General features: G+C 44.0%; 4 protein-coding genes and 2 pseudogenes. 5 read left to right on the forward strand and 1 reads right to left on the reverse strand.

Features of this window, described 5'->3' with window-relative positions; genetic code table 11:
• Nucleotides 1-44: 44 nt before the first annotated feature.
• The 4 genes and pseudogenes from NSS82_RS08210 (at nt 45) to sigK (NSS82_RS08225) (ending at nt 8,366) form a co-directional block, all read left to right on the forward strand.
• Nucleotides 45-6,053 carry an MGH1-like glycoside hydrolase domain-containing protein gene (locus NSS82_RS08210; protein ID WP_178944341.1) on the forward strand — a complete coding sequence of 2,003 codons (6,009 nt, stop codon included), beginning with the start codon at nt 45-47 and terminating at the stop codon, nt 6,051-6,053.
• Nucleotides 6,054-6,333: 280 nt separating this feature from the next.
• Nucleotides 6,334-6,525 (forward strand): annotated as a pseudogene (locus tag NSS82_RS08215) (sigma factor-like helix-turn-helix DNA-binding protein); the annotation flags it as partial.
• A 179-nt stretch (nt 6,526-6,704) separates the two neighbouring features.
• Nucleotides 6,705-7,793, forward strand: a complete 1,089-nt coding sequence (locus tag NSS82_RS08220) for a serine hydrolase domain-containing protein (protein WP_076273957.1) — start codon at nt 6,705-6,707, stop codon at nt 7,791-7,793.
• An 18-nt stretch (nt 7,794-7,811) separates the two neighbouring features.
• A complete protein-coding gene (gene sigK, locus NSS82_RS08225; protein WP_076273956.1) occupies nt 7,812-8,366 on the forward strand; it encodes an RNA polymerase sporulation sigma factor SigK in 555 nt (184 codons plus the stop codon).
• A 218-nt stretch (nt 8,367-8,584) separates the two neighbouring features.
• Here sigK (NSS82_RS08225) and NSS82_RS08230 read toward each other — a convergent pair whose 3' ends face one another.
• Nucleotides 8,585-11,743, reverse strand: coding sequence for an amidase family protein (locus NSS82_RS08230; protein WP_081386779.1), 3,159 nt, complete (start codon nt 11,741-11,743; stop codon nt 8,585-8,587).
• A gap of 905 nt (nt 11,744-12,648) precedes the next feature.
• Between NSS82_RS08230 and sigK (NSS82_RS08235) the strand changes: the two are divergent.
• Nucleotides 12,649-13,140 (forward strand): annotated as a pseudogene (sigK, locus tag NSS82_RS08235) (RNA polymerase sporulation sigma factor SigK); the annotation flags it as partial.
• Between the last annotated feature and the right edge of the window lie 311 nt (nt 13,141-13,451).

Raw genomic sequence — 13,451 nt, forward strand, 5'->3', positions numbered from 1 at the left:
CTACTATAATGGAAGTTGATAATAGTAGGAAGGGGCAAATGGAAATGCAGAGTAAAGGAAAGAAGAAACATGCTTCGTTGAAGAAACAGTTGCTAATAATGCTATGTTTCTTGCTAGTTATACAGGGCGGCCTTGCAATGGCTGGCGATTGGTTAGGGTCGGTATCGCGGGTTTCTGCGGAGGAGCTGGGTGCACATTCCATGAAAACGCTGAACGTAAACAAGAACAAGTTTACATCGGGTGAATCCGTCGAGTTTACGATAGAGCTGGATGCAAAGGCAAGTACGCAAAGTAAGCTGGAATTGGAAATATGGCACCTTAACGAGAAAGTTGCGGAGGGCAGCTATCCAACGCAGACCTCATACGGAACGCTGAAGGTGAATTGGACTTCGCCGATAACGGGCAATAATCGAGAGTATACAGCCAAAGCGTATTTGGCAGAATCCCCTAAAAGCTATGTCACGGCCACGTTCGAGGTCGCCGGTGATACGGCGCATCAAGTCGAAGTACTTGACGGAAAATGGAGTATGCCGTTGGATGATCTCGCGCCTGATAGCAATGGCCGAGTTTCGATTGAATGGGCGGACGGAGCTGATCAACTGCTGCTGCCGCTAGGAGCCAGTGAGATAAAAGGAGCGAAAGCTTTTGTCATCCGAGGCAGCGGCGTAACCGTGCAAATTCCTGCATCGGTGCTGCGGCAGGTGGCTGATTTGTTGCCGGCAGAGAAAGCGAAAGGTGCGCATATCGCTTTCATTGCAAAGAAGTTGGACTCAAAGGAGAGGGATTCCTTAGCCAACAAGCTGAATGTGCCGGAAGATTCGAAAGCCTCCTTAGCCAGTGAAATCTACGACTTCGCGTTGAAAGCCATAGATACGGACGGCAACGCTAAAACGTCGGAAGCTTTCGCTGCACCAATCGAATTATCATTTCCGTTGGGTTCGGATGCTAATCCTGAACTAGCGGGAATTTACAATTTGACAAATTTCGGCGACTTTGAATATGTCGGTGGTGAATGGAATAACGGTTCTATGATAGCGGCAGTAACGCATTTCAGTCTTTACGCTGCTATGCAATATAGCCAGGCATTCACTGATGTTCCTGGCAATTACTGGGCTGCCAACGCGATTAAGACTGTCAGCGCGAAACATATCATGAACGGTATCGACTATGGCCAGTTCGCTCCAGATGGGCTCGTAACTCGCGCTCAATTCACGGCTATGCTGGTTCGCTACCTGGGGCTTTCGGCAAATGGGAAGAAGGCGAACTTCTCTGACGTAGCGGAGCAAGACTGGTTTGCCGATGTAGTTGAGGCTGCCTTCGAATCCGGCATCGTTACTGGAACATCGGCAAACACATTCGATCCTAATCGGACGATTACCTCAGAAGAGATCATTGCTATGGTTGTTCGGGCTTATGAGTATAAATTCGGTCCTTACTATACCGATGTGAAAGCTGTGTACACGGATGTAGCCCAAATCAGCGATTGGGCCAAGGTATTCATCGACAAAGCATCTGCTCTCGGTTTGCTGCAAGGGATCGGCAGAGAGCAGATTGCGCCTAAACAAGCTAAAAGTAGAGCGGAAAGCGCGCAAATTATGTACAATTTGATCTCAAATCAGCCGCGGACTTACGATCCAATTTATAAAGCTGAGGGCGGGGAATTGAGTAAAGGAGTATGGATCGGCGATAGTGGCCAGGGTTCCGGTGGCCAAGGCTCTGGTGGCCAGGGTTCCAGCGGCGAAGGTTCTGGTGGTCAGGGTTCCGGCAACCAATATTCTGAATATTATGAAGCTGAGGATGGGGCATTGGGTCAAGGCGTCTGGATCGGCGATACGATACAGGCTTCCGGCGGCCGATTTGTCGGTGGTATTGACTCCACTAACGACATGTCCAGATACGTGGAGTTGACGGTCAATGTTCCGGCAGCCGGCCCTTACAACGTTTATCTTTCCTACGCTAACGGCGGAGGCGATGCCAAGCTGATCTTGCTCGTGAACGGCCAAAATTACGGTGTAGATATCCTCACTCCCCACACTGGAGACTGGTCCATGTTTGGCAGAGGATCTGCGGATTTTACGGTTAATCTCCAGCAAGGGAGCAATAAATTAAAGTTTGCCAATAAAGAACAATATACGCAAATCGATTACATCAAATTGTCCGCACCAGGAGCAAAGAACAAGACGGTACGTGTGGCCGGCGGCTATGAGATTGATATGTCCGATCTCCCGAAAGTGCATTTCGGGGAGCATCCGGAATGGGCAGAACTCTTTGATAAAGCTTGGGACACTCATAAAGGGAATATCAGAAAAGCTAGGAGCGCATTAAATCCCACTCCAAATTCGTATTATGTGGATGAAGCTTATAACGATTACATTTATGCCTGGGACACGATGTTCATGACGATGTTTAATAAATACGGTCTGAATCAGTTCCCGACATTAAGTTCGCTGGATAACTTCTACTATCACCAAGTGGACAGCGCAGGTCCTGATGACGGCTTTATTGATCGCGAAGTCAGCGAGGTGACCGGTGAATTCGCGGCATGGAACGCTGCATACGATGACCCGAAATCGCTAAATCCCCCTCTATGGGCGTGGGCGGAATGGGAGCAGTACCTTGTTCATGGAGATGTCGATCGCTTCACGAAAGTGATCAACGGAAAGACGATCTTCGAAAGACTCATTTCCCACTTTAATTTCGTGGAAAGAACGCGGACGATGAGCAACGGTTTATACGGTAAAACGACCGGTCTCGCCAACGGGCTTGATAATACGCCGAATCAGGATCATGGCGACCTGACGCAAACGTATAATGATCTGAGCATTCAACAGGCGCAAGCGGCATATTACATTTCGCTTATATCCAAAGAATTGGGAGACACGAATAAAGAACTGGCGTTTAAAGCGAAATACGAGGAACTGAAGCAAAAAATTAATGACTTGTTATGGTCTGAAGACGGAAAGTTTTATTTTAACCTGGATCAGAACGGAAACTTCACGAATATCGCTACGCCAACGGGATTGTGGGCAATGGCCGCGAATGTAGCTACCCCCGACCGCGCCGATTCGATGATTAGAAATTACGCCTTGAACTCGGAGAAAATGTTCCGTCCGAACGGCTTATCTACGGTAACCTATGATTATGCGAACCCGAATAACCCCAACAGCAAGTTTTGGCCGATGGGCAACTATTGGGAAGGCGCTGTTTGGGCACCTACGTCTTATCAATATATGAAGGGATTGCATAACTACGGTTACAATGAGTTGGCGTTCCAGGAGGGTATCCGTCATCTTAATATGCTGACCGACGTATATGAGGCTGGCAAAACCGATGACAAGATCGGGCAGGCTACCTTCTGGGAGAATTATTCAAGCGAATATACGTTGATGGGGCAACGACAATTTGACCATGAGTATGCCCGCTCCCATTTTGTCGGTTGGACCGGAGATTTGGTGATAGGCAGCATGATTGAAGATGTGATCGGTGTTAGATTGAATGCGCCGGCCAATAAGGTGAATTGGAATATCAACCTTGTTGAAGAACACGGCATCAGCAATCTTTATATGAAGCATCAAGGTGTAGCGAATCGGATTTCCTTGTCCGCCGCCAAGCGCAAAAGCGCTGCTTCATCGGTGCAGATCACAGTCACCGCGTCACACGATTTTACACTGAATGTAACTAGCAATGGTGTGGAAAAAACGTTCCAAGTTGAAGCGGGGACCCATGACTACATCATTGCGGGCCAAGATGAGGAAGAAGCTTATCTGGCTGCTGGCGCTCACAAATTTGATTCGGCACACAGCGATCTGAGCAAAGCACAGTTGGATGCTAACGCGGCTGATTATGTGGTGTTCACCTCACAAACAAATGCGCAGATCAAAGACGGTATCCAGAACAGGCTGCAAAAAGGTAATTTGATCTATAATATCAACACCATTGGCTATCGAGCGAATTCTTCTGAAAATCCGATGAGCTTGGCTGACAATCAAGAAGCGACCGCGCTAGGCTTCAACAATGCGAAGAGTATTGTGAAAGCAGGTTACAGCGAGGGAGAGGAAGGCTTTATGCTCATGGTTCCCGTCGATAACGCCTTGAAAACATTGAAGGTGTTGGTGGGGGTAAAGAATGCTAAAGTAACCATTAAAAGCAGCCTGTCCGATGGCTCCAGAAAACGCCAAAGCCAGGTATTGTATGGAAACGATACAGAACAAACCTACTTGGTTGAAATTCCGTACAGAGCTTCCGCTGACGGCAATTATTTGCAGGTCGAAAATGTGATTGAACACGGAAACCTGAACGGTACCATTTCCTTGAAAGGTATTTTCTTGTACGAAGGCGGCAGTGAGATTCCACAACAAATGGATAAGGTCACAGTAAGCTCTAGCGACCGCCAACTTGTCATTGGGGCACAACCAATGGATTCGATCGACAGCTACCGGATTTACTACGGTACAGACCGGGCCGAATTGAATCAGGTCGTTGAAGCAAATAATCTGCCGTACACCATTACGAATTTGGTTAACTACAAAAAATATTACGTAGCGGTTGCAGGCGTAAAGGCAGGAACAGAAGGTACCCGCAGTGATGTGGTCAGCGGGATACCGGAAGAAAGGCCGATGTCGGACAGCGAACGCGCCACCAAGGATATTGAGGCTGCGTGGGACGTCGTGTTGAATGGAAACCAGAGCTTTGATGCCATTACAGGGAACTTGAACTTCGCGGTGCAAGGCAATCTGTATGGCAGCAATCTCATTGTTGAAAGTACTAATTCTGGCAATGTCTACGGAGTAATGTCAGATGGTACCGTAAAGAATCCAATCCAGCCGCACCTCAACGTAGAGGGCACACTGAAGATATCGTCCACTTATAATGGGACAACGGTACAAATGTCGAAGAATATTACAGTTGTGGCGCTGTCGCCGCAGGAAGTAGCTTCTGTTTCTGGTTCAGTCGTAGATTTCACCGGGAATACGCTGGATCTAACGGCTGAAGGTACCAAGGACTGGACGCAATATTATAGTGGAGACGAGAATGTATTCGCTCGGAAGCAAGGCGCGAATTTCATTACCGGCTTCAAGCGATTGAGTGCCGGAGACGGGAACGCAACCGATTCGCCGATCTCTTTCAGTGCTACGGATGCTGGCGGACATGCGCCAGCGAATCAGAATGTCATTACTCACCGTGCTTCCGGGCAGGTAGGGTTTGAATTTAATTTGCCGACAAGCGAGCAAGTGCAGCAAGTTCATGTATACCCGTTGGCCTATGATTCCGTTGTGCAGTTGGACTTCTTGGTCAATGGCAGAGTCCTTTACAGCGATCAAATCTCGCAAGTGAACGGTTCGAAGATCGGTAAATTTACGATCGATTATAAAGCATTGAATTTGACAGACCAAATCAAAGTACGTCTGCGTATGGTCACGGATTATCACACCAATTCCTGGGGAGGCAGCGCTGGTCTTGCGGCTGTAACGTTGCAAGAAGAGGCTAAACCAACGCCTTATGTTGCTGGTACAGTCGCAGATTTTACAGGGAATACGTTGAATCTAACGGCTGAAGGTACCAAGGATTGGACGCAATATTTTAGTGGAGACGAGAATGTCTTCGCTCGGAAGCAAGGCGCAAATTCCATTGCCGGCTTCAAGCGATTGGGTGCCGGAGACGGGAACGCAACTGATTCGCCAATCTCTTTTAACGCAACGGATGCTGACGGAGCTGCGCCAGAGGATCAGCATGTCATTACTTACCGCGGCTCCGAGTCGGCAGGGTTTGAATTTGATTTGCCGACAAGCGAGGAAGTACAGCAAGTACATGTATATCCGTTGGCCTATGACTCCGTTATGAAGTTGGAATTCTTAATCAATGGCAGGGTCCTTTACAGCGATCAACTCTCGCAAGTAAACGGCTCCACGATCGGTAAATTCACGATCAAGTATAAAGCGTTGAATTTGGCAGACCAAATCAAAGTACGCCTAAGTATGGTCACGGATCATCACACCAATTCTTGGGGAGGAAGCATCGGTCTTGCGGCTGTAACGTTGCAAGAAACGAATTAACTGGTGAAGAACATGGTTCCGATTAAGAGTCCTGTGGATGAGAAACTGAACCGTACCTAAATCGCACAATTGATATTCAATCTATTCCAGAAATGACAAAAGGGGAATGACTGCTGATGAGTCGCAAATGGCTTGTCTGTGGTCACTCCCCTTTTTAGACTTGAATATCATCTTTCGACTAAAGGAAGGTCACAAAAACGGAAGGGAGATCTAAAATAGGGCGGTATACTAAGATGAAACAAATGAATGTGAGGAGATGATAAATCATGAACACATTTCAAAAGAGGTTGTCGTGGGGCGGTTTGGATTGGATACAGGTGGAGACGAGAGGACACAGCGGGAGATTGCGAAGGAACTGGGGATCTCGCGGAGTTATGTTTCGCGGATAGAGAAGAGGGCGCTGATGAAGTTGTATCATGAGTTTTATAAGGCGAAGCGGTTAGGGAATAGGAACTGTCTCTCCAGCGTGTAGTCCAGAAATATCTACCAAATCGCCCTGTAAGCTTATGCTTGCGAGGCGATTTTTTTTACATAATTGGAACGTGAATTCTAGCATAACGTACGGTATATTAAGGTGAGAGTTGATGGGAACTCGATAGCGGATTGCTTATTAAAAGCTGAAATCAATGTATTTATAGGGGGGGGATTCTTTTGTCAAATTATTTTAAATTCGTTGCTATCTTCGGTTTAGTTTTTGTACTGGTTTCCTGTTCAGACAACAGCGTCAACAGTATTAATGATACGCTGCCGCAAGCGAATGAAATAGTCCACAAGGATGCCTTTGAAGAAAAGCTTGATCAGTATATGTCCAAGAACTATTCGGGATCTGTGCTTCTCGTCAAAGATAACAAGGTTATAATTTCCAAGGGATACAATATGGCGGACTATAATAATAACCTGCCTAATGGACGAGATACTATCCATCAAATCGGTTCGCTTACTAAAGCATTTACCGCTGCAGCTATCTTACAGCTTCAAGAGGCCGGTAAGCTGAGTGTCGACGACCCCGTAAATACATATATTAAGGATTACCCTAATGATAGAGTCACACTTTACCACTTGTTGACCCACACATCCGGGATCCCCAATTATACCAATTCTCCGGATTTTCTAAAATCAATAAACATTAAAATTAGCGTTGACGATTTAATTGCCAAATTCAAAGACAAGTCACTAGAGTTTGAACCGGGCAGCCGATTTTCTTACAGTAACTCCGGGTATGTGCTGCTAGGTGCTGTGATTGAGCAAGTTAGCGGACAGTCGTATGGCGACTATCTGAATGAGCATATTTTTACACCTCTCGATATGAAAAGATCAGGTTATTTAACAAAAGACAACAACCATACAGATATTGCTGTTGGGTATTCACTTATTACTCCCGACATCTCTGAGATAGCCCGGCCTATCGATATGACCGTCCCTTATTCAGCTGGCGGTATATATTCCTCCGTACAAGATCTTTATAAATGGCTTCTAGGGCTCGAGAACGGGACAATCATCAGTGATGCATCATGGGAAGCGATGCGCAAACCGAATCTGGATGAATACGCTTTGGGATGGGGGATACCCGATCCAATGGGGATGATGTACGCACATAATGGGGCAATCAATGGTTTCTCTTCTGAGATTTGGAGAGATATGTCTCAGGGGACAGCGGTCATTCTGCTCAGCAATGCAGAGGGAATCAACCTTGGGGATATGAGAGATGTGCTGTTACGCATGCTTGATTCGGAGGAATAGGCCTTACAGTTTGATGATATAACGAGGAATAAGCAATTATTTTTGACATCATATCGTGTCCACAACCTCAAAAAATTCGATAATACCGGAGAAGATATGAAGGATCTGATCTCCATCGGCACGATCGGCTTGATTAAAGCTATCGAGAGCTACCGCCCGAACAAAGGCACAAAGCTGGCCACTTTTGCTGCCCGTTGTATCGAAAACGAGATCCTAATGCACCTTAGATCCTTGAAGAAGACTCGTAAAGATGTATCTCTGCACGATCCAATTGGGACAGACAAGGAAGGTAATGAAATTACTCTCATCGATATCCTTGGCTCCGAAGCTGATGATGTCATTAAAGAAGTAGATCTGAAGATCGAGAAGAGTAAGATATATCGCAACCTAGATATTCTGGATGACCGGGAGAAAGAAGTTGTGGTGGGTAGGTTTGGGCTGGATACAGGTGGAGAAGAGAGGACACAGCGGGAGATTGCTAAGGAGTTGGGGATCTCGCGGAGTTATGTTTCGAGGATAGAGAAGAGGGCGCTCATGAAGCTTTATCATGAGTTTTATAAGGCGAAGCGGTGAGACTGATGACAATTACACAGTAATAATCCATTAATAATAAAACTTGAAAGCGACTTGTCTACGGATGAGTCGTTTTTTGTGTGGATAGGGTTCGCCCTACTTATGATACGGTTCATCGCACCATCTGTAACGGCAAGTTATAAGGCCATCCCTTTCGGGATGGCCCTTCCTGTAAACATGGTTACTCAAGTACTCTGTCATTTATAATTGAACTTATTTTAATTATTAGTTTCTAGTAATCTGGATACAATAGTTGCAAACTCAGCTCTAGTAATATCTTTTTCAGGCTTAAATGTACTGTCTGCGTACCCTGTAATAATATTATTGGATGCGAGTGCGTCGATGGAATCATAATACCATGCATTTCTTGTAACATCTTTGAATGATGTGTTTCCAGTACCAGTTAGCTTAAAGGCTCGAGTGATTAGTGCCGCTAATTCACTACGGCTAATCTTCTCATCTGGACGGAAGCTTCCGTCGCTATATCCGTTCATCAAGCCTGATCCGGCTGCTGCACCGATAAACTTATTCGCCCAATGAGTTGAAGCTACATCTGTAAAGTTACTTTCATGTCCTTCAAGTCCCATGTGCGTTGCAATTACCTTGATGGCTTCCGCACGAGTCAAACCTGAATTTGGACGGAATGTTCCATCGGAATATCCCGTCAATAATCCCTTAGCAATTAGTGCGTCAATGCTTGTTTTTGCCCAATGATTCATTGTATCTACAAAACTAACAACTTTCGGCTTATCTGCTGGTGTTATTGTTTCTGCAGGTGACGGTGTTTCTATAGGCGTTGTTATTGCTGGAGGTGTCACTGTACCTCCTCCAGTATTTGGATGGGTTGGTCCATTATCTGTGTTTGGATCAGGATTAGTAGAGTTTGAAACGTATTGAAGTGCTGGAGCAAATGTTGTAAGTAGTCTAGCTTGACTTTGTTGCTCAAGAGCGTAGCTCATGCCTAAAACTTTTGCATCGTCCCATGCTCTACCAACTAGTTGCATAGAGATAGAATATCCGCTGTCATTCGTTCCTACAGGAACAACTACCGTAGGTAGACCCATAGTAGAGGTTAATACGCCTGTGTTACGGTCTGAACTTAATTGAGAAGCTGCTGCGTCATTGTTATATACGTCGCTAATAAAACCTGCATAAACAACAGCATCAACACCATTCGCGTCCATCCAGCCTTTGATAACTTCCTTATAGTCAGTTCTATACTTAATGTAATCTTGTACAGCCTGTTCAGTCATACGAGTTGGGGTACTATATCCTCTTTGGTTATAGATAAGCACTTTATCTGAAGCTAGTACACTTGCTCCATCAATATAAGGGAAGTCCTTATGAAGCTCAATATAACGTGCCCAACCTTCAGTAGATCCATTAATACCTGAAGGACGACTAGGGCCTGATGGTACAGCTGACATTTCAACCATAGTCGCACCCGCTGCTTGAAGCTCTGAGAACTTATCCATCACTGCCTGTCCAGTATCATCATCAGCATATGCAGATACAAAGGATGCAGGAATATATCCAATTTTCTTTCCTTTCAATGCATTAGCATCCAGAGATTCCTTCCAATCCACTGGACGCTTATGATCTGCATCAGCAGTGACTGTGAAAATATCCTGTGGGTCCGTACCCGTTGTAGCATTCAATATAATGGCTAGGTCAGTTACTGTTTTAGCAATGGGACCTGCATAATCTTGTCCCCAAGTGAGTGGCAGTACACCTGTAGTACTTGCCATACCGTCTGTACCCCGGAAGCTTTTTAAGCTAGCGCCTGTAGTTGGTGCATAGAGAGATACCCCTGTTTGCGATCCCATTGCTGCTGCTGCAAAATCAGCTGCAACAGATACTGCAGACCCGCCGCTTGAGCCAAAAGATGTTTTCGATGGATAGAGTGCATTCCATGTTTGCTGCCAGCCGCTTTCACTAAAGCTTCCGCTGTTAGCAAACTCAGAAGTATTTACTTTACCAATAATTACAGCTCCAGCTTCCCGCAGTTTTTTCACTTGGAATGCATCAGAATCAGGCTGCCAGCCTTCAAGAGCTTTACTGCCACCGGTAGTAGGCATATCCTTTGTATCATAAATATCTTTTATCGCAATTGGAATACCCAATAAATCACCTTTTACACCTTGGGCACGGGCATCGTCAGCAGCTTTTGCTTGGTTAAGCGCAGTTTCAGATACATGCAGGAATGCATGGAATCCCAATTGTCCCTCATCGTATACCTTGATTCTATCTAAATAGGCTTGAGTAATTTGTACAGAAGTAGTTTTACCATTAATCATATCCTGCTGCATTTCTGCAATGGATTTATTCTTAACATCATACGGCGATGAAGTTACTAATTCTTTAGGTGCAGGAGCATTTGGAATAACCAGATGATCTCCAGTATCAAGTCCCTCTATAGCAGATATATCCCAGTTGCTAATCGAACGAATTTGTGCGTTTGTTAATCCTGTTACATCCAGCAGACTATTAAGTCCATCTAGCATAGCAACCAGATTTTTCAACCCTTCTTCACCAGCTTCTCCAACTTGCACATAATTTACTAGGGATTTCGATTCGCCCGGCCCAATATTTAGTGAATTAATGAACCCATAGAAATTCGCTTCATTTCCATGCTCAGCTAAGGGTATTGTGAATGGATCCTGTTGCTGATTACCTAGACCGGTTAATCCATTATCAAACGGCTTTGGAGATCCCACTGCAACGCCTAGCGGCTTATTGTTTTTGGCGCTACTATCTACAACAATCCATGAATCATCTGTAGTTACCTTTAGATCGCCTGAATAGGTTGCCTTAACTACTGAAGCATTTGTTGTTGTACCATATCCTAAAGAGCCACCGAATGATACATCAACTTTTATTGCCACATCATTTTTATTAGTGAAAGTATCAAAGAATCTCGTTCGATTATGAATAGTATCCACATACACCTCACGTGTTACAGTTACATTTCCTAGATTTACAGATTGAGCCGAAGTAAACTTATTAACGCCGTCATATTTCAAGTCAAACCCACGCATCATTTGACCATTCATCAGTGGAGCTGAAGGCGAGGACACTTTAACAAAGATATTGCCGAAACCTTGTACTTGTGTAGCACCAACTGTACGTAAACTTCCTGTGTCTAAGCTAGGAGCAAAAACATCGTGAATCTCCCATACTGTACCACTTTCTGAAGTAACTCTAGTTAAAGCGTCAGCTGTTTGGAAAGGAATTACACTCGTAGCAATAACAGATAACACAATTGAAGTAGCTATAAATTGCTTTTTACTCCAATTTTCTTTTGCTGGTGAAAATTCAGATCGGGTGGAACCAGAATGCTCTCTTTTAGTTTCACGTAGACGTTTGAACTTATTCATGTGCGTAATCTCCTTTTCCTGTATGTATTTTATTATTTAATGTTAGGAAATATAACACTAGTATTTGTTTCAGTCAATGAATATTATGAATTTAATATATTTTGAGTTTGAAAAAAAGGGAAAAACGGCTCTTTTAATTATTTCGTGTAACATATATGTAAACTATTTCGTTAAATAAATTACAATTTATGATAGGTTTGAAGAATCTATAGGATATTGAGTATCATCATCCGGCTGCATCACCAAAAACCTTGAATTTTACTTAACTTTATGTGAATTTGACGAAATGAAAAAGAAAGGAACAGCTAAAAATTAACGGAGAATATTATGTTTTTCATTTCATGAAAGTGGAAGATTCTATATCGGAGTATGGCATAAAGCAGAATCACTGATGATTCCAGATGCATAGCCGCAAGATCACTAATGGGCATCCTGAAAAGAGTGAAGTTTCTGCTGGGAAAGAAGCCATAAGAATAGCCAGATAGTGTATCTGGAATAAGTGGGATTTCATTGTGGAAACCATTTTAGCGGGTGGTAACGTTATAAGGCAGATGAGGATGCAAAGGAACAAGACTTTGAAATTATTGTGTTTTATGTGGGACTAGCAGATGTTCGGCTAAATATTGAATGTATCGCTCTACGTGTGAAAAACGGTGGCTATCATATTGAAACCGAGGATATTGTTAGACGCAATTTAACAAGTATGAATAATCTGATATCTCACTCAGAGTTGATTGTTCAAGTAAAGTGTTATTTAAATGGATTACCAGGATGTACACAAGAAATCAATCGGAAACTACAAATTAAATATAATATGCAAAAGGAAACCAATTCGAATCAGAATCGATCGTAATTGGTTTATTTTTTGACATCACATCGTGTCCATAACCTCAAGAAATTCGCATAACACTGGGGAGGACATGGAGGATCTGATCTCCATTAGCACCATCGGCCTGATTAAAGCTTTTGAGAGCTATCGTCCAAACAAAGGAAGCAAACTAGCCACATTTGCAGCACGTTGTATTGAAAACGAAATCCTTATGCACCTGCGTTCGCTCAAGAAAACACGTAAAGACGTATCCCTGCATGATCCAATTGGGACGGACAAAGAAGGTAATGAAATTACACTTATCGATATCCTTGGCTCCGAAGCTGATGATGTCATTAAAGAAGTCGATCTGAAGATCGAAAAGAGTAAGATATATCGTAACCTTGATATTCTGGATGACCGGGAAAAAGAAGTTGTGGTTGGGCGGTTTGGATTGGATACAGGTGGAGAAGAGCGGACACAGCGGGAGATTGCCAAAGAGCTGGGGATCTCGCGGAGTTATGTTTCGAGGATAGAGAAGAGGGCGCTCATGAAGCTTTATCATGAGTTTTATAAGGCTAAGCGGTAAAATCATAATCACAAGGTAGTATCCGTTAACCGGCATACATAGAAAGCTTCAAGGACCATATTAGAATTTTTTAGAAAAGATATAGTTCAGCGAATTTTTGTATTAAACCAACTCATAAAAATACATGAGAAAGGGAGAGGGCAAATTGTTAAGTGGTGCTCTGAAGAGTACATATATCCAGTCATCTTTTGCGATTATCCTGGGTATTGGGCATATTGCATTTTGGCTGTGAAGATATTTAGCTGTTGTTGCAATTAAAAAGAAAGGTACGGAAATCTTTAGTTAAATACAACACAAAAGCTTATTAAATA

It is taken from the genome of Paenibacillus sp. FSL H7-0735 (assembly GCF_038008505.1).
Lineage (GTDB): Bacteria > Bacillota > Bacilli > Paenibacillales > Paenibacillaceae > Paenibacillus_AQ > Paenibacillus_AQ odorifer.

Bases quoted from the DNA above. Each gene is read 5' to 3' on its own strand.
- NSS82_RS08230 (WP_081386779.1), bottom strand. From the start codon at position 11,743: ATGAATAAGTTCAAACGTCTACGTGAAACTAAAAGAGAGCATTCTGGT.
- NSS82_RS08210 (WP_178944341.1), top strand. From the start codon at position 45: ATGCAGAGTAAAGGAAAGAAGAAACATGCTTCGTTGAAGAAACAGTTG.